This is a genomic window from Luteimonas notoginsengisoli (assembly GCF_042648885.1).
Lineage (GTDB): Bacteria > Pseudomonadota > Gammaproteobacteria > Xanthomonadales > Xanthomonadaceae > Luteimonas > Luteimonas notoginsengisoli.
This window is the reverse complement of the sequence record NZ_JBHRYF010000008.1, coordinates 512,307-528,287: the sequence shown is the minus strand read 5'-3', so window position 1 is coordinate 528,287 and position 15,981 is coordinate 512,307. Positions and strand designations below refer to the sequence as shown.

The 15,981-nt window shown below is 70.4% G+C and carries 17 protein-coding genes; 9 read left to right on the top strand and 8 right to left on the bottom strand.

The window, feature by feature from the left end; genetic code table 11:
- Positions 1-18: 18 nt before the first annotated feature.
- The 5 genes from glnA (at position 19) to ntrC (ending at position 5,894) form a co-directional block, all read left to right on the top strand.
- The gene (gene glnA / locus ACFOM9_RS10190; protein ID WP_386709868.1) at positions 19-1,428 is read left to right on the top strand and encodes a type I glutamate--ammonia ligase; all 1,410 of its coding nucleotides are present in this window, start codon (positions 19-21) and stop codon (positions 1,426-1,428) included.
- Positions 1,429-1,555: 127 nt separating this feature from the next.
- A complete protein-coding gene (locus ACFOM9_RS10185) occupies positions 1,556-2,062 on the top strand; it encodes an arsinothricin resistance N-acetyltransferase ArsN1 family B (protein ID WP_386709865.1) in 507 nt (168 codons plus the stop codon).
- A 57-nt stretch (positions 2,063-2,119) separates the two neighbouring features.
- Positions 2,120-2,851 carry an N-acetylmuramoyl-L-alanine amidase gene (locus ACFOM9_RS10180; RefSeq protein WP_386709862.1) on the top strand — a complete coding sequence of 244 codons (732 nt, stop codon included), beginning with the start codon at positions 2,120-2,122 and terminating at the stop codon, positions 2,849-2,851.
- Between the two features lie 394 nt (positions 2,852-3,245).
- Complete coding sequence (locus tag ACFOM9_RS10175) at positions 3,246-4,271, top strand: two-component system sensor histidine kinase NtrB (protein ID WP_386709859.1); 1,026 nt, start codon at positions 3,246-3,248, stop codon at positions 4,269-4,271.
- Between the two features lie 210 nt (positions 4,272-4,481).
- On the top strand, positions 4,482-5,894 hold the full coding sequence (gene ntrC, locus ACFOM9_RS10170) for a nitrogen regulation protein NR(I) (RefSeq protein ID WP_386709856.1): 1,413 nt from the start codon (positions 4,482-4,484) through the stop codon (positions 5,892-5,894).
- A 20-nt stretch (positions 5,895-5,914) separates the two neighbouring features.
- On the opposite strand, the gene ACFOM9_RS10165 is transcribed toward ntrC, so the two are convergent.
- Entirely contained in the window at positions 5,915-6,043 is a 129-nt protein-coding gene (locus tag ACFOM9_RS10165; RefSeq protein WP_386709853.1) for a hypothetical protein, read from the bottom strand.
- Here ACFOM9_RS10165 and ACFOM9_RS10160 point away from each other — a divergent pair.
- A complete protein-coding gene (locus ACFOM9_RS10160; protein ID WP_386711008.1) occupies positions 6,042-6,623 on the top strand; it encodes a superoxide dismutase family protein in 582 nt (193 codons plus the stop codon). The genes ACFOM9_RS10165 and ACFOM9_RS10160 overlap by 2 nt on opposite strands.
- 249 nt (positions 6,624-6,872) lie before the next feature.
- Entirely contained in the window at positions 6,873-7,352 is a 480-nt protein-coding gene (locus ACFOM9_RS10155) for a GNAT family N-acetyltransferase (protein WP_386709850.1), read from the top strand.
- 264 nt (positions 7,353-7,616) lie between these two features.
- Here the strand turns inward: ACFOM9_RS10155 and ACFOM9_RS10150 are convergent, their stop codons facing one another.
- The gene (locus ACFOM9_RS10150; protein WP_386709847.1) at positions 7,617-8,498 is read right to left on the bottom strand and encodes a hypothetical protein; all 882 of its coding nucleotides are present in this window, start codon (positions 8,496-8,498) and stop codon (positions 7,617-7,619) included.
- Positions 8,499-8,590: 92 nt separating this feature from the next.
- Here ACFOM9_RS10150 and ACFOM9_RS10145 point away from each other — a divergent pair, with 92 nt between their 5' ends.
- Complete coding sequence (locus ACFOM9_RS10145; protein WP_386709844.1) at positions 8,591-9,868, top strand: acetyl-CoA C-acetyltransferase; 1,278 nt, start codon at positions 8,591-8,593, stop codon at positions 9,866-9,868.
- Positions 9,869-9,957: 89 nt separating this feature from the next.
- On the opposite strand, the gene ACFOM9_RS10140 is transcribed toward ACFOM9_RS10145, so the two are convergent.
- Complete coding sequence (locus tag ACFOM9_RS10140) at positions 9,958-10,842, bottom strand: XVIPCD domain-containing protein (protein WP_386709841.1); 885 nt, start codon at positions 10,840-10,842, stop codon at positions 9,958-9,960.
- Positions 10,843-10,845: 3 nt separating this feature from the next.
- Here ACFOM9_RS10140 and ACFOM9_RS10135 point away from each other — a divergent pair, with 3 nt between their 5' ends.
- Complete coding sequence (locus tag ACFOM9_RS10135; protein ID WP_386709838.1) at positions 10,846-11,316, top strand: hypothetical protein; 471 nt, start codon at positions 10,846-10,848, stop codon at positions 11,314-11,316.
- 9 nt (positions 11,317-11,325) lie between these two features.
- Here ACFOM9_RS10135 and ACFOM9_RS10130 read toward each other — a convergent pair whose 3' ends face one another.
- The 5 genes from ACFOM9_RS10130 to ACFOM9_RS10110 all read right to left on the bottom strand — a co-directional run bounded on the left by ACFOM9_RS10130 (position 11,326) and on the right by ACFOM9_RS10110 (position 15,977).
- The gene (locus ACFOM9_RS10130) at positions 11,326-12,054 is read right to left on the bottom strand and encodes a hypothetical protein (protein ID WP_386709835.1); all 729 of its coding nucleotides are present in this window, start codon (positions 12,052-12,054) and stop codon (positions 11,326-11,328) included.
- 221 nt (positions 12,055-12,275) lie between these two features.
- Positions 12,276-12,653 carry a hypothetical protein gene (locus ACFOM9_RS10125; RefSeq protein ID WP_386709832.1) on the bottom strand — a complete coding sequence of 126 codons (378 nt, stop codon included), beginning with the start codon at positions 12,651-12,653 and terminating at the stop codon, positions 12,276-12,278.
- Between the two features lie 164 nt (positions 12,654-12,817).
- On the bottom strand, positions 12,818-14,071 hold the full coding sequence (locus tag ACFOM9_RS10120; RefSeq protein WP_386709829.1) for a heme biosynthesis HemY N-terminal domain-containing protein: 1,254 nt from the start codon (positions 14,069-14,071) through the stop codon (positions 12,818-12,820).
- Positions 14,072-14,155: 84 nt separating this feature from the next.
- Positions 14,156-15,127 (bottom strand): hypothetical protein, encoded by a 972-nt coding sequence (locus ACFOM9_RS10115; RefSeq protein ID WP_386711006.1) that lies wholly within the window; start codon positions 15,125-15,127, stop codon positions 14,156-14,158.
- A 58-nt stretch (positions 15,128-15,185) separates the two neighbouring features.
- Entirely contained in the window at positions 15,186-15,977 is a 792-nt protein-coding gene (locus ACFOM9_RS10110) for a uroporphyrinogen-III synthase (RefSeq protein WP_386709826.1), read from the bottom strand.
- Positions 15,978-15,981 lie beyond the last annotated feature (4 nt).

Sequence of the window (15,981 nt, the reverse complement as noted above, 5' to 3'; positions counted from 1 at the left end):
CTCAACCGGCCGAATGCCATGTCCCTCGAAACCGTCGAAAAACTCATCGCCGACCACAAGGTCGAATTCGTCGACCTGCGCTTCTCCGACATGCGCGGCGTACAGCACCACGTCACGTTCCCGAAATCGATCATCGAGCCGGGCCTGTTCGAGGACGGCAAGATGTTCGACGGCTCCTCGATCGGCGGCTGGCGCGGCATCCACCAGTCCGACATGGTGCTGCTGCCCGACCCCGACACTGCGTTCCTCGATCCGTTCACCGTCGATCCGACCCTGGTGTTGACCTGCGACGTGCTCGATCCGACCACGATGCAGGCCTACAACCGCGATCCGCGCGGCATCGCCCGTCGCGCCGAGGCGTTCCTCAAGTCCAGCGGCATCGCCGAGCAGGCATTCTTCGGCCCGGAGCCCGAATTCTTCATCTTCGATTCGGTGCGCTACGCCAACGAGATGGGCCACACCTTCTTCCACATCGACTCGGAAGAAGCGCACTGGAACTCGTCGCGCGAATACGCCGGCGGCAACACCGGCTACCGTCCCGGCGTCAAGGGCGGCTATTTCCCGGTCGCGCCGCTCGATTCGCTGCACGACATCCGCGCCGAGATGTGCAAGACCCTCGAAGCGGTCGGCATCGAGGTCGAGGTGCACCACCATGAAGTCGCCAATGCCGGCCAGTGCGAGATCGGCACCAAGTTCAATTCGCTGGTGAAGAAAGCCGACGAACTGCAGACCACCAAGTACGTCATCAAGAACGTCGCCCATCGCAACGGCAAGACCGCGACCTTCATGCCCAAGCCGATCGTGGGCGACAACGGCAGCGGCATGCACGTGCACCAGTCGCTGGCCAAGGGCGGCGTCAACCTGTTCTCGGGCGACGGCTACGGCGGCCTGTCGCAGATGGCGCTGTGGTACATCGGCGGCATCTTCAAGCACGCGCGCGCGATCAATGCCTTCGCCAACTCGACCACCAACTCGTACAAGCGCCTGGTGCCGGGTTTCGAGGCGCCGGTGATGCTGGCGTACTCGGCCTCGAACCGCTCCGCGTCCTGCCGCATTCCGTATGTCGCCAATCCCAAGGCGCGCCGGATCGAGGTCCGCTTCCCCGACCCGATGAACTCCGGCTACCTGATCTTCACCGCGCTGATGATGGCCGGCCTCGACGGCATCAAGAACCAGATCGACCCGGGCGGCCCCAGCGACAAGGACCTGTACGACCTGCCGCCGGAAGAGGAGAAGGGCATCCCGACCGTCTGCCATTCGCTCGACCAGGCCCTGGAGGCGCTCGACGGCGATCGCGAGTTCCTCAAGGCCGGCGGCGTCATGACCGACGACTTCATCGACGCCTACATCGGCCTGAAGATGAAGGAAGTCACCGCGTTCCGCGCGGCGACGCATCCGCTCGAGTACCAGATGTACTACGCGATCTAGGGCCGCAAAAGCCGCCCGCTGCGCTCCGCCCTCCGCGAGGGCGGGGTCGCAGCGTGCGAGCCCCTCGTTGTCCACCGCGCACGGGCAGCAAACGGCCGCAAACCGCATTCGACAACGGCGCACGACGATGACAGGCTCCTTCGACATCCGCGACGCCCACCCCGGCGATGGCGCGCAGCTCGCGGCCATCTACAACGACTACGTCGCGTCGACGATCGTGACGTTCGAAGTCGACGCGGTTGCCGGTGACGACATGCGCGGGCGGATCGCGGCGGTGCAGGAAGACGGCCTGCCCTGGCTTGTCGCCCAGGACGCCGCCGGCGACATCCTCGGCTACGCCTACGCAACCCGCTGGCGCGCACGCGCCGCGTATCGCCACAGCGTGGAGTCCTCGATCTACCTTGCCCCACAAATGACCGGCCGCGGGATTGGCCGCCGCCTCTACCAATGCCTGCTCGAGCAGCTCCGCGCTCGCGGCCTGCATATGGTCATCGGCGGTGCCGCCCTGCCCAACCCCGCCAGTGTCGCGCTGCACGAGGCGCTGGGATTCACCCAGAGCGCGCACCTGCGCGAAGTCGGCCACAAGTTCGGACGCTGGATCGACGTCGGCTACTGGCAGCTCCGGCTGGATTGACGACCCGGCCCGCGCGGCAGGGTTGCGCCGGTCACCGATTGCGGCTGCAATAGGGCGATGCGCATCTCCTTCCTGCTCGTTGTCTCGCTGCTGCTCGCCGCCTGCAGCCACGCACCGCCGCGCAACCCGATGGCGCAATGGGTGCCGTCGCCGAACTTCGGCCCACGGCAGCCGGTGCTGATCGTGATCCACGCCACCGAGCAGGAATCGGTGCAGCAGAGCCTCGACACCCTGCGCACGAAAAACAGCGGCGGCCCGGTGAGTTCGCATTACCTGGTCGGCGACGACGGCGACATCTACCAGCTGGTCGCCGACCAGGACCGCGCTTGGCACGCCGGCCCCGGCCGCTGGGGCACGATCACCGACGTCAATTCCGCCTCGATCGGCATCGAGCTCGACAACAACGGCGAGGAGCCCTTCTCGCCGGCGCAGATCGACAGCTTGGTGCGCCTGCTGGGCGACCTGTGCGAACGCCATGGCATCCCGCGCACCGCGATCGTCGCCCACGCCGACTTCGCGCCGACGCGCAAGCGCGACCCCGGGTTCCGCTTTCCGTGGAAGCAGCTGGCCGACGCCGGCTTCGGCCTGTGGCCCGGGGAGCCGCTGGCCGAACCGCCGCCTGGGTTCGATCCCTGGCAGGCGCTGCGAATGCTCGGGTATCCGCTGGAGCAGGACGACAGCGCCGGTCACGCCGCCATCGTGCGCGCCTTCCATCGCCGTTTCCGCGGCGACGAGAACGACGTGCTCGATGCGCAGGACGCACGCATCCTGTACGCGCTGACGCGGTAGCCCGCTGCCGGCCGCGACGGCACGCAGGCAATTCTTCTACCGACCCGTGAAGCCGTGCGTTGCGGCCCGGCGATCACCCGTCGGGTGTCCTTGGCCTGCGGCATCTCGGCGGTCCAGAACAGAAGACGGAACCTGACGTCCCGGCAAGCCTGCAATTGCAGGACGCCCGCGCTGAGGCAAAAAAAAGCCCCGGGGCGGGGCAGTCTGGAGAGAGTGACAGCGTTCTGTGGGCTGTTGCTTCAGTGTCCGAGCTTGCCCGCCGGAGTGTTAGGCCGGGGTTGCGATCGCGATACACGCGGTTTGGCGAATCGGCGGCGGCGACTCTTTTGATCTAGACGCTCCGGAATACGGCTGGCGCAGACCGCGGGGCACGCCCTTGCACTATATTGGTGCAATGACTGCAGAGGACGCCTACGACCTGTTGAGCACGCCGCTGGCGCGGGTCGGGGCGGATGGCGTCGTGGCATCGGTCAACCTCGCCTTCGCCCGCTGGCTCGGGGTCGGAGCGCGGCGCTTGCCGGGGTTGCCGCTGGCCGCGCTCGAATTCGAAGGCGACGCGCTGGCCCGCGCGCTGGACGGCGGCGCGTCGCAGGACCCGATCCGGCTGCGCCGGCTGCCGCTGGCGTTCCCCGGCATGGCGCCGCAGTTCGCCGATGCCTGGCTCGGCGCGCCCGAATCCGGCGGCTGGCTGCTGGAGGCGCACCCGGTGGACGAGTTTCCCGGCGAGGATCCGGTGGCCGCGCTGCCTTCGGCGCTGTCGGCGGCGCTCAAGGGCCTGGCGCATGAGCTGCGCAATCCGCTGGCGGGGCTCAAGGGCGCGGCGCAGCTGCTGGCGCGGCGCGCCGATGATGCCGCCTCGCTTGAGCTCACGGGCCTGATCGAATCGGAAGTCGAGCGACTGACCCAACTGCTCGACCGACTGCTGTCGCCGGCGCCGCCGCGGCCGCATGCGCCGCTGAACATCCACGCCGTGCTCGAACGCGTGCTGCGCCTGGCCGAATCCGATGCCGGCTGGGCGGTGAAGCTGGTCCGCGACTACGACCCGAGCCTGCCGGACCTTACCGGCGACCCGGACCGCCTGGTGCAGGCGACCTGGAATCTGGTCCGCAACGCGATCGAGGCAGGCGCCGCCAACGTCACCCTGCGCACGCGGGCCGAGCACGCATTGCGCATTGCCGACGAGCTGCATCCCCTGGCGCTGCGGCTGGAGATCGTCGACGACGGCCGCGGCGTGCCCGAGGCGCTGACCGAGCAGGTCTTCCTGCCGCTGGTCTCCGGGCGCGCCGAAGGCAGCGGGCTGGGGCTGGCGCTGGCCCAGCAGGTGGCGCGCGAGCACCGCGGCTCGCTGGCCTACCGCTCGCGACCGGGGCACACGGTGTTCACGATGTTGCTGCCGATGCTGGTGGAGGAGGGGGGATGACGGGCGCGACGACGATCGCCGTGCTTGCCACGGCCCTTCCTCATTCCCGCTCAGGCGGGGCTGTCAACAGACGTACGTCTGGTCATCCAGAGACTTGGCTTCTTGCGCTGGATCGTCGCTGCAACGCGACAGGCCAGCGGTACCGGGCTTCCGCTGGTTCGCGAACGGCGAGCAACAACAGAAAAGACAACGGCAACAGGCCGATCCTCCATGGCAGCTGAACCCTCCACCATCTGGGTCGTCGACGACGACCGCAGCGTGCGCTTCGTGCTCGCGACCGCGCTGCGCGAGGCGGGCTTCGACGTGGTCGGCTTCGATTCCGCGCGTGCGGTGCTTGACGCGCTGGCAACACGGCCGCCGCCGCGACTGCTGTTCACCGACGTGCGCATGCCCGGCGACGACGGCCTGGTGCTGCTGGACCGGCTCAAGCACTCGCATCCGCAGTTGCCGGTGGTGGTGATGTCGGCCTACACCGACGTCGCCAGCACCGCGGGCGCGTTCCGCGGCGGCGCGCACGACTTTCTCTCCAAGCCGTTTGACCTCGACGATGCGGTCGCGCTGGCCGAGCGCGTGCTGGCGCAGCATGGCGGTGGTGGCGAGGAGGCCCCAGCGCCCGCGCTGGCAGGGCAATCCGCCAGCGATGGGCTGGTCGGCGACACGCCGGCGATGCGCCAGCTGTTCCGCGCCATCGGCCGGCTTGCGCAAGCGCCGCTCTCGGTGCTGGTGACCGGCGAGACCGGCACCGGCAAGGAGCTGGTGGCCCGCGCGCTGCACCGCGAGTCGCCGCGCGCGCGCGCGCCGTTCGTCGCCCTCAACACCGCGGCGATCCCGGCCGAGCTGCTGGAGAGCGAACTGTTCGGCCACGAGGCCGGCGCGTTCACCGGCGCCAGCAAGCGCCATGTCGGCCGCTTCGAACAGGCCGATGGCGGCACCCTGTTCCTCGACGAGATCGGCGACATGCCGCAGCCGCTGCAGACCCGGCTGCTGCGGGTGCTGGCCGAGGGCGAGTTCTTCCGCGTCGGTGGCCGCGCGTTGATCCGCGTCGACGTGCGCGTGGTGGCCGCGACCCACCAGGACCTCGAAGCACTGGTCGCCGACGGACGCTTCCGCGCCGACCTGCTGCATCGGCTCGACGTGGTGCGGCTGCACCTGCCGCCGCTGCGCGAGCGGCGCGAGGACGTGCCGAAGCTGGCCGAGCGGTTCCTGCGGGCGGCGGCGGAAAAATTCGCCGCGCCGCCCAAGCGCTTCGGCAAGGCCGCGCTCCAGCGCCTGCTCGGCCATGACTGGCCGGGCAACGTGCGCGAACTGGAGAACCTGTGCTGGCGCCTGGCCGCGCTGGCGCCCGGCGACACGATCACGCCCGCCGACCTCGACGGCATGCTCGCTTCTTCTCGACGCGCACCGGTGCGCGAGTGGGACGATGCGCTCGCGGCCTGGGCTGGCGCACGGCTCGCCGACGGCGACACCGGCATCCACGCCGAAGCGCTCGCGCGTTTCGACCGCGCGCTGCTCGAAGCCGCGCTCGCGCATACCGGCGGCCGCCGCGCCGAAGCCGCGCAACGCCTCGGGCTGGGCCGCAACACGCTCACCCGCAAGCTCGGTGCCGGGCAGCGGCGCGAGTAGGGCGTTGCGCCGACGCGCTTTCATCCGCCATGCATGCGCCCGCCGTGGCTTTCATCCAGTGCGCTTTCGTCGATCGTGCTTTCATCCGCCGTGAACCCCGCGCGCGCTAGCGTGCGTGAGACCTTCAGCAAGGAAACCATCATGTCCATGCGCCCTCGCCACCACCTGCTCGTCGTCGCCGCTGCCTGCGCCCTCGCCGCCTGTTCGACCACCGGTGAAAAGACGGCGCCGACGATGTCGTCGCCGACGCCCGCCTCCCCGGGCACCAGCGCGGCCAAGTCGGCAGCCGTCAACCTGGCGTCCGCGTCGGGGAGCCTGGTCAGCGGCAAGCTGTCGCTGGTGCCGATGGGCGATGGCGTGCACATCACCGGCGAGATCGGCGGCCTCGGCGCCGGCCAGACGCACGCCATCCACGTGCACGAGAAGGGCGACTGCAGCGCCGCCGATGCCAGCAGCGCGGGTGGACACTTCAATCCCGCCGGCAGCGCGCACGGCCGCGCCGGCACGGCGGTCCATCACGCCGGGGACATGGACAATATCGTCGCCAATGCGCAGGGCCTGGCGAAGATCAACATCCACCTGACCGGCGTTACCCTCGGCGGCGGCGCGGCCAACGACATCGCCGGACGCGCAGTGATCGTGCATGCCGCGCCGGATGACTACCGTTCGCAGCCATCGGGGAACGCCGGCGCGCGCGTGGCCTGCGGGATCATCACGCCGAAGATGTGATCGGCCGCACTGCGGCTGCGCCCGGGCGCCGGAGCAGAGCGGTTTGCGCCGCGAGCTACGACGCTCGCGGCGTAGTCCGGTGCGACCACGCAAGCAACTACGACACTGGCGCTGGGGACGCCATGGCGTAGCCGTCGCCTCGCGGCAACCTGGTTCCAACACGACGCTGTGGCTGGCTTCGCGGTGGTGCCCCGACCAAAACTCGCGGCTGAAGCCGCTCCTACACGATCGGGGGCACACGAGGTGACCATGTATTCCATCCGCGCAGCCGTGGCTGCCGATCGCGACTGGCTCGCCGACTGCGCCATCGCGATGGCGCTGGAAACCGAACACAAGCGCCTCGATCCCGACACCGTGCGTGCCGGCATCGCCTCGGGCCTGGCCGATGCGGCGAAGGCGCGCTACTTCATCGCCTGCGATGGCGAAGACGCGCGCGCGGGCACGCTGATGCTCACCACGGAGTGGAGCGACTGGCGCAACGGTGACTGGTGGTGGATCCAGAGCGTGTACGTGGTGCCGCAGCACCGCCGGCGCGGCGTGTTCGCGGCGCTGTACCGGCATGTGGAAGCGCTCGCGGGCGCAGCGCCCGGCGTGGTCGGGCTACGCCTGTACGTCGAGCGTGGCAACGATGCGGCGCGCCGGACCTACGCCGCGCTGGGCATGGCGGACGCCGGCTACGACATCCTGGAATCGGCACTGCAATCGCGATCAGCACACCGCGCCACGTAGGAGCGGCCTCAGCGACGCGCTTGGTCCAGCGACGCCGACAGGCGGGGTGGGAAAGATGCCCTGCATCCAGCGCCGCTGTCGGACAGTCGCGCGGGATCCAGCGCATCCCTGTCGGCAGGAGCCTGCCTTCGCAGGGAGAGAAGCCAAACCCCGTCTCATCGCCAGCGCAGTGCAAAGGCCGAACGGCCAAGCTCGCCCTCATGGCTGAGCCAAACGCAGAGCCTCCCTGTCTGCCTGTCTGTCGACGCGGACGGCGGGGTGATCCTAAAGCTCGCCCACCGGGTCGCCCTGGCAATGCGCGAACGTCACCGCCACGCCGTGCGCGCGCAGCACCGCGGCGAACTGGCGCTGCCGCGCCTCATAGTGGGCAAACCTGCGCTGCAGGCGTTCGTCGTCGCGGTCGCCGCCATCGGCGACCGACTCCCCATTGCGCGCGCGCCAGGCGTTGGGCGTCAGCAGGGCAATGCGCGCCTCGTGGTCGGTGTAGTGCAGCAACGGCTCGGGCGGCGCGTCCAGCCAGGCATCGCGGTCGGGCGACAGCAGCGCGGTTTCCACCACCGGCCACAGCGGCGCGAGGCCAGCGTGGTCGTACTGCATCGCCATCAGCGCGCACAGGTCGTGCATGGTCAGGTAACGCGCGTGTTCGACCTGCAGGTCGAACGCTTCCTGCGCCAGCAGCGCGGTGTCGGCGCCGGCCATGCCGCGTTCCATCAGGTCGCGTTCGCAGGCATCGCCGACGTCGCGCACGGTGTCGGCGCTGCCGGCCAGCGACCAGGGCACCAGCCGCAGCGGGCCTCCGGCGTAATCCGCCGATGGCGACAGTGCGCCCGGCAGGCGGCCGTCGTGGCTGCCGAAGGCGATGATGCGAGCACCGCCGCTGCCGCCGCCGGGTGCGCGCGCGCCAAGCTGATCGAGCTCGCGGTGGATGGGCCAGCCCGGGCGCAGCAGTTCAACCGGGTCGTAGTGGGCGCCGGCGGTGGTCAGGTCGAGCGCCGCGGCCTCCGGCGAGAAGCGGGCCAGGTCGCGCGCGATCGCCGCGCCCAGCTCGCCGGCCTCGCTTTGCGGCAGCGCGTCGCGCGAGGCGCTGCTGCCAGGGGTCAGCTCCAGTGCCAGCGCACCGAGGACATGCAGAATCTTTTCGCTCATCGCCTGCTCATGATTGGCCGTGCACGGTCACGGCGCTAGACTCATTCCATTATGGCCCGCCACGCTGGCAGGCCCGCAACGAGGCAATCCCGATGCTCCATGGCCGTCCCGTCGCCGTCCTCGGCGGCGTCCGCATCCCCTTCTGTCGCCAGAACACGGCCTATTCCGACGTCGGCAACCTCGGCATGTCGGTGCGCACGCTCGGTGCGCTGGTCGAGAAGTTCGGGCTCCACGGGCAGCAGCTGGGCGAAGTGGCGATGGGCGCGGTGATCAAGCACCCGAGCGACTGGAACCTGGGACGCGAGGCCACGCTGTCCTCGGGCCTGTCCCCGCTGACCCCGGGCATCACCTTGCAGCGCGCCTGCGGCACCTCGCTCGACGCGCTGGTCATGATCGGCAACAAGATCGCCGCCGGCCAGATCGAGGCCGGCGTGGGCGGTGGCTCGGACACCACGTCCGACGTGCCGATCGTCTATGGACAGAAGCTGCGTCGCCGGCTGCTGGAGGCCGCGCGCGGCAAGACCACGCGCGACAAGCTCGCTGCGTTCAAGGGCTTCCACTTCCGCGAGCTCAAGCCCGAGTTTCCCGGCGTGGCCGAGCCGCGCACCGGCAAGTCGATGGGCGACCACTGCGAGGACATGGCCAAGGAGTGGAACATCTCGCGCGACTCGCAGGACGAGCTCGCCGTTGCCTCGCACCACAAGCTCGCCGCCGCCTACGACCGCGGCTTCTTCGACGACCTGGTGGTCAGCTTCCGCGGTGTCTCGCGCGACAACGTCCTGCGCGCCGATACCTCGATCGAGAAGCTCGCCACGCTGAAGCCGGCCTTCGACAAGGTTTCCGGCCGTGGCACGCTGACTGCCGGAAACTCGACCCCGCTCACCGACGGCGCCGCTGCCTGCCTGTTGTCCACGGATGAGTGGGCGGCAGCGCACGGCCACGAGGTGCTGTGCCATCTCCGCGACGCGCAGACCGCCGCGGTGGATTTCGTCCACGGCGAGGGCCTGCTGATGGCGCCGACCATCGCCGTGCCCGAGATGCTCGCGCGCAATGGCCTGACCCTGCAGGATTTCGACCTGTACGAGATCCACGAGGCGTTCGCCGCGCAGGTGCTGTGCACGCTGCGCGCGTGGGAGAGCGAGGAGTACTGCAAGTCCCGGCTCGGCCTCGACGCCCCGCTGGGGAAGATCAACCCCGCCAAGCTCAACATCAACGGCTCCTCGCTCGCGACCGGCCATCCGTTCGCCGCGACCGGCGCGCGCATCGTCGCCACCGCCGCGAAGGAGCTGCAGCAGCGCGGAGGTGGTCGCTGCCTGATCTCGATCTGCACGGCAGGCGGCATGGGCGTGGTGGCGATCCTCGAGCGCTGAGCGCTGCCTGCGGGCAGTCCGCCCCGCGCGCGCTCGTGGGAGCGGCTGCAGCCGCGAGCCTGGCGGGTCTGCCAGGCCCAGGCCAGGTATCAGCCCATCTGCATCGGCGCTGCGCGCTGCTGTGCGGACGCGCCATGCTCGAGCGATTCCGCCTGCGCCTGCTGCTGCGTCCGGGCCTGCCGCGCGGCCCGGTCGAACGCCTGCAGCTCCCGCAACGAATCCGCTGCGGGCGTGTCCACGGCGAGCTGCGTTTTCATGTGCGCACGGACATGGGCCGGGTCGTCGAGCCGGCCCTGGACCACGAACACGTGCTCGCCCGGCCGCAGCGCCCTGGTCTGCTCGCCGAGCACGACGTGGTCGATGCGCTCCAGGCCGCTGCGCCGCGCAAGGCAGGCGAGGCTGGCGATCATGTTCTCGCTGTGCTGGTCCGGCCCGCGGCCGAGCGAGGCGTCGAGCCGGTGCACGGCGTCGCGGCTGCCGAGGTACAGGCGATGATCGGGGTGGTCGGGGCGCATGGGGTCGGACGTTGCGATTCGCTTAGTCTGCGAAGGCGTTCCGGCATCGGCCAATGTCCACGGACTTTCGGAAATTCCGCGTTCGCGGGCAGGATCGAGCGGGTGGAACTGCCCGGCCTTCTCCTGCCGCTCCAGGCGCAGGGCGCGCGTGTCGTCGAGTTCGGCGACCCGTTCCGGGTCGGTGACGCGGCGAATCACCGGCCCGCCCATGCCGCCACCGGCGGCGACGCTCGACCATTCGCGCGCGCGGTCGTCGTACAGGTAATAGAAGCTGGCCCCGCCAACCACGCCGGGATCGGTCGTGGGGCGGTCCTGTGAGGCCATCACGCTGGCACCGGCCAGCGCGCCCGTGTAGCGCAGGGCAGGCAGCTGGTCGTCGTCGTAGCGCACGATGTCGCCCAGGGTGATGCCGGCGCGGCCGATGCCCAGCCCGAGCCCCAGCGTGTTGTTGTCGAGCATTCCATGCCAGACGCCTTCGGCGGCTTGCTCGCCACCCTGCCGGCGCGCGGCTTCGAGCAGCTGGCGCGGGGTCCAGGCGTTGGGATCGATGCGGGCGTTCTCGAAGGACGTATCGTGTGCGTACTGAATGTCCCGGACAGCCAGGTTGAGCGCCAGGTCGGGCCGCCCGTCGGCAAAATGTTCGACGCGACGCTCGAAGTCTCTTCGGATCAAGTCGATACCGAACCGTTCCCACTCCCGTTCGCTGAGCACGCGATCGTCGTGTCGGAGGGCGTGGTTCTGCGCAAAATTGTTGGCAACCGACCCGGGCATGCTGTCATTGCGCACGACACCAAGCGCGAGCAGGCCGTAGCCATCGTTGCCTTCGTGCTGGGACAGGTAATTCCGGTAAAGCTCGCGATTTCCCTTCTCGGCATAGAAGCCGAGGATTTCGATGTCCTGCTGGTTGAGCCCTTCCATGGTCTACTCCTGTGATCCCTGAGGTCAGCGGGCGCGGTACTGCGCGAACAGGTCCCGCGCGCGCTGCTCGATTTTCTTCCAGTCCTTCAGGAAGACGCGTCGATAGCCGATCGAGATTCGAAGCTTGTCCTCCGGGATCACGATCATGTGGTCGCAACCCGACGTCCAGTCACCGTCGGGCAGCAGCTGCTCGCCTTGAATGATGTAGCCGTCGGGTCGCAACTGGGAATCGCACTTGATGACCGTGGTCGGCCTGCCGTCTGCATCACGCGCGATGTACCAGTCCCGGGTGTCCTCCAGCTTTGCGCCGGACGGGATGCCGAGCAGCTTTTCCTGCTGTTGCTGGTAGGCGAGGAACCGGTCGCCGTTGACGCGATAAGGGGTGAGGTCGAACACGCCCGGCATCCGATCGCGCAGCTCCAGTGCGACCGTGGGATCGTTTTCATTGGCCCAAGGATGGTGCAGCGAAGCCTCAAGCCTGGTTTCGAGCGGCACCCGGTCGACATAGTGCGGCACTATCGTGATCTGCTTCGCAAACGCCTCCATGTCCTGTTTCGAACGCTCGCCTGGCGGCAGCGGCTGCAGGTCGGGCCATTGCACCAGCAGGCTGAAGTTGCCTTGGAAGTCGGGACCGATCTGGTCGCGGAAATAGTTGGCAGGGATCAGGTAGCGGTGCGGTCCGAGGCGGGCTTCGACCGGGTGGTCGTTGTAGCCGTACTGCTGGTAGGCGGCGGTGGCGGGGTCCAGTCCCATGGTGTTCTCCTGTGAATTCGTTTGCGCGCTGCAGGCGGCCAGCAAGCAGCCGAGCAACGGTGCAAGGCGATGCGCGAATCCCTGCGTCATGTCCCTCTCCAGACCAGCCAATCGACCAATCTTAGCTTCGCCCGGCGCGCCGGACCGGAATCATCGTCACCGATATCGTTGCGACGTGGCGCGAAATCGCCGCCGCTTCTTCGCACAATTGGCCTCAGCAGCTACCGGCTGCGGCGGATCGCAACTTCGGCCGCGCGCCGGATCGCGGGCCAGTTGCGGGTGCCGTCGGCGCGGCGGACACGATGGCGCGGCATGCGCGTGCGGATCAGCCGCGCGCGACGCCATGAGCGCGCCGGTGAGGGCAGGAACACCGCGACTACTTCGCCGTTGAAGCCGGCGCTCCTGTCCACGCGGCCGCGCGCGTCGATTTTTCCGTACAGCGGCTTGGCGGCGTAGTAGCCGAGCAGGCGTGCACCCGCGTCATCGCTGGCGCGCAGCGGGTGGAAGTCGTCAGCGTGCAACGGGTAGCGGAACCAGCGCGCGAATCCGGGCAGCGAGTGGCGCAGGTCGGCGGGATCGAGGGAGCGGGGCAGGGTCATGCAAGCAGGCCCATCGACGATGCAGGGCAAACGGTTGTGGGAGCGGCTTCAGCCGCGAGCGCTTGACGCGATCGTCCTGCTGGCGACGGTGTCGCGGGCGTCGATTGAAAAGCTCGCGGCTGAAGCTGCTCCCACAAGGACACGGATTCGAGCCCGGGCAAGCGCTACTCACGCAGCCGCGGCATGCCGTGTTCGTCGCGTTCCTCGATCACCGCCTCGTCGTAGATCTTCTGCCGCAGGTCGCGGCCTGGCAGTTCCTCCACCGCCTCGCCGCGCGCGGCGCGCAATGCGTTGGCGTAGGCGATGCGGGCGCTGGCATCGTCGCCGGCATGGGCGAAGCCGTGGCCGAATTCCTCCCACGCCTCGCTGCCGGCGCCCTGCGCCAAAGCGCGGTGCAGGTAGTCGTGCGCCGCCGGCCACTGCCCCTGCGCGCGCGCCACGCGGGCGAGGGTGAGCAGCAGCGCGGGGCTGGCCGGATGGGCCTGCAGCCAGCGCTCGGCGTTGCCGCGGCGCTGCTCCAGGCGCGCGATCGGCAAGGTACCGTAACGCGCGGCGAGGCGTTCGTCCCAGCGCGCGTCGAGCGCCTGCTCGATGCTCCTGGCCGACGCATCCTCCCAGCGCAGGTCGGCGGCGCGGTCGGCGTAGGCGATCACCACCCGCGGCTCCGATTTCAGCGGCTTGGGCAGGGACTCCCAGCGCTCGGCGAGCACGTTGGCGTCGCCGGCCTCGCGCAGCGCAGCCTCCGCCCAGCGCGTTTCCAGCTCCGACAGGCGCGATTCGGGCAGCGCCTGCTGCTGGCGCATCGGGCCGAGCATGCCGTAGGCCTGCGCGCCCTGGCCGGACACGGCAAGGGCTTCGGCGCGCAGCGCCAGGCCGCGCGGTGGCAGCGGCTGCGCGGCCGGTGCATCGAGCGCGACCAGCGCATCGGTGGGGCGACCGTCGGCCAGTGCGATTTCGGCGGCGGTGATCGCGCGAGAGGCCGCGTGGGCTTCGCCCAACGCCTCGACCTGCGCGCGCGCCGCCGCCGCGTCGCCGCGCGCCAGGGCCGCCTGCGCCGCAGCGCTCCGGGCAACCCCGGCGGCCGCTTCGTCATCCACCGCGGCCTGTTCGAGCAGCTTCTGCGCACGCGCGTAGTGGCCGTGGTGCAGCGCTTCCAGGCCGCCGCCGAGGCGCGCGCGAGACTGCCTGTCGCGGTGCCCGCGCCAGGCGCGCAGCGGCAGCGTGACCAGCTTCCACACCAGCCACAGCGCGAACAGCACGCCGACCAGGATCAGCAGCCCCGCCGCGACGGTGGTGGTGTAGTCCATGCCGCGGTAGCGCACCAGCACGTAGCCGGGGTCGGCCAGCAGCAGTTGCGCCAGCAGCGCGCCGACCAGCGCCAGCACGATCCAGAACAGCAGGTTGCGGAACAGGTTCATCGCACGCCCTCCGTGTGTGCCGGTACCCTACCGCGCGCCGCGTGAACCCGGTATCGGCTGGCTGAACGCGTCCGGACTCGCGCGTCAGCGCGTGCCCGCGCGCATCGACCGGAGTTGTTCCAGCGTGGTGCCCAGCGTCGGCAGTTCGATCGCCAGCGACAGTCCGCGCAGTGCGCGCAGGCGCGCGCGGCGTTCGCGCAGCTGCGGCGAATCCGGCCACAGTCGCGTTGTCCAGCCCTCGGCGCGTGCCAGCGCATCGCGGTACCCGGCGCGGTCGCGCCGTTCGACCGCCGCCTGGGCCAAAGTGAGTTCGAGCTGCAGCGCGGCCAGTCCGGCGGCGCGGTCGCCGGGCTCGATCGCCACCGCGGCGTCGGCATGGCGCACGTCGATGATGCGTGCGAAGGCGCGTCGCCACCAGGGCAGCGTGACGTCGTCGCGCGCGGCGGTCGTGATCGGCAAGGCCGGCAGCGAGGCCGCGAACGCCTGCAGGCGGCCGGCGGCGATCGCGCGCGGATCGTCGCCCAGCGCTTCGAGCGCGCTGCGCTCCTGCACCAGGGCCTGGCGCAGGCCGAGCCAGGCCGGATCGTGGATCCCGTCGAGCAGGCTGGTCGCCAGCGCGTAGCCGCGGCGCGCGCCGTCGAGGTCGCCGGCCAGGCGCAGGCGCTGCTGCGCCAGGCCGAGCACGAGTTCGAGTTCGTCCAGGCGCAGCGCCTGCGCGCCGTTGCGATCGGGATCGGCGAGCGCGGAGATGCTGTCCTCGAGCAGCGCGGCGCGCTGGCCGATGCCGAGCAGTTCGTCGCGCAGCACGCGGTTGGTGGAGGACGCCTGCTGCAGCCGCTGCGCTTGCGCGCGCTGGTCCTGGCGGAGCGCGTCGATGCGCTGTTCCAGCGCGCCGAGGCGCTGCGTGGTCTGGGCCTCGATCTCGAGCGCGCGCTGCGAGCGCGCCTGCCACCCGTGCCAGGCGAACCAGCCGCCGGCGGCGAGCGCCAGCAGCGCGACGAACCAGGCCAGGGCCGTACTCCCGCGACGGCCCGCGGCGGGAGTGGGAGAGGGAATGCTCAAGGCGTGCGGCCAGGGGGCGACGATCGTCGGGGAAGGCGTAAATGCTATCGGATCAGCGCCGATTCCGGGGCGCGGCCGCCGCCGTTGCGGCGGCATCGAGCAGGTCGCGTGGGCGCGCGCTTGCCGCGACCGCGATGACGGCAAAGCCGTGCCCTTCCGCCTGCCGCGCGAGCCGCTCGCTGGCCGCGACCACGCGCGCGCGGCGCAGTGCGGCGGCGGCATCGCCGGGCAGCGTGTCGAACAGGTGCGCCAGCGCTTCGCCGCTGCTCAGCAGCAGCCAGGCCGGGGCCGTCAGGGCGCGCAACGCCGCGACCGCGCGCGGCGACGGCGCGATCGGCACGCGTGCATAGACATCGGCCCGCAGCACCCGGGCGCCGCGCCGCTGCAGTGCCGGCACGATCCGGCCGCGCCCGCCCGGGGCGGTGAGCAGTCCGATCGCGCTGCCACGCACATCGCGCAGGCCTGGCATCGAGAGCAGGCCTTCGCTGTCCATCCGCTCGGGCGCGGCGACCTCTTCGATCCCGGCGCGGCGCAGCGCCGCGGCCGTGCCGGTGCCAACCGCAAACCACTGCTGTCCGCGTCGCCGCCGCAGCGGTTGCAGCGCGCGCGCGGCGCGCGCTGCCGCCGGACTGGTCGCCAGGACCTTGTCGGCGCCCAGTGCCGCGCGCAGCTCGGCCCGGGCCACGGCATCGTCGCGCAGCACCAGTCGCCACGGCGAAAGCGCCAGCACGTGCGCGCCGCGTGCGGCCGCCATGCGCCGGATCGCCGCGTGCCCGCCGACCGGGCGCAGCGAGATGACGTAGCATCCGGCCAGTGCCGCTGGAGAGGAAGATCGGTCGCGCATCGGG

Excerpts from the sequence above, each read along its gene's own strand:
- ntrC (WP_386709856.1), top strand. The coding sequence starts at position 4,482 with ATGGCAGCTGAACCCTCCACCATCTGGGTCGTCGACGACGACCGCAGC.
- ACFOM9_RS10175 (WP_386709859.1), top strand. The coding sequence starts at position 3,246 with ATGACTGCAGAGGACGCCTACGACCTGTTGAGCACGCCGCTGGCGCGG.
- ACFOM9_RS10110 (WP_386709826.1), bottom strand. The coding sequence starts at position 15,977 with ATGCGCGACCGATCTTCCTCTCCAGCGGCACTGGCCGGATGCTACGTC.
- ACFOM9_RS10130 (WP_386709835.1), bottom strand. The coding sequence starts at position 12,054 with ATGGGACTGGACCCCGCCACCGCCGCCTACCAGCAGTACGGCTACAAC.
- ACFOM9_RS10125 (WP_386709832.1), bottom strand. The coding sequence starts at position 12,653 with ATGACCCTGCCCCGCTCCCTCGATCCCGCCGACCTGCGCCACTCGCTG.
- ACFOM9_RS10165 (WP_386709853.1), bottom strand. The coding sequence starts at position 6,043 with ATGGACATGATGGTTTCCTTGCTGAAGGTCTCACGCACGCTAGCGCGC.
- ACFOM9_RS10140 (WP_386709841.1), bottom strand. The coding sequence starts at position 10,842 with ATGCTCGACAACAACACGCTGGGGCTCGGGCTGGGCATCGGCCGCGCC.
- ACFOM9_RS10120 (WP_386709829.1), bottom strand. The coding sequence starts at position 14,071 with ATGAACCTGTTCCGCAACCTGCTGTTCTGGATCGTGCTGGCGCTGGTC.
- ACFOM9_RS10145 (WP_386709844.1), top strand. The coding sequence starts at position 8,591 with ATGCTCCATGGCCGTCCCGTCGCCGTCCTCGGCGGCGTCCGCATCCCC.
- ACFOM9_RS10155 (WP_386709850.1), top strand. The coding sequence starts at position 6,873 with ATGTATTCCATCCGCGCAGCCGTGGCTGCCGATCGCGACTGGCTCGCC.
- glnA (WP_386709868.1), top strand. The coding sequence starts at position 19 with ATGTCCCTCGAAACCGTCGAAAAACTCATCGCCGACCACAAGGTCGAA.
- ACFOM9_RS10135 (WP_386709838.1), top strand. The coding sequence starts at position 10,846 with ATGCCAGACGCCTTCGGCGGCTTGCTCGCCACCCTGCCGGCGCGCGGC.
- ACFOM9_RS10185 (WP_386709865.1), top strand. The coding sequence starts at position 1,556 with ATGACAGGCTCCTTCGACATCCGCGACGCCCACCCCGGCGATGGCGCG.
- ACFOM9_RS10150 (WP_386709847.1), bottom strand. The coding sequence starts at position 8,498 with ATGAGCGAAAAGATTCTGCATGTCCTCGGTGCGCTGGCACTGGAGCTG.
- ACFOM9_RS10180 (WP_386709862.1), top strand. The coding sequence starts at position 2,120 with ATGCGCATCTCCTTCCTGCTCGTTGTCTCGCTGCTGCTCGCCGCCTGC.
- ACFOM9_RS10160 (WP_386711008.1), top strand. The coding sequence starts at position 6,042 with ATGCGCCCTCGCCACCACCTGCTCGTCGTCGCCGCTGCCTGCGCCCTC.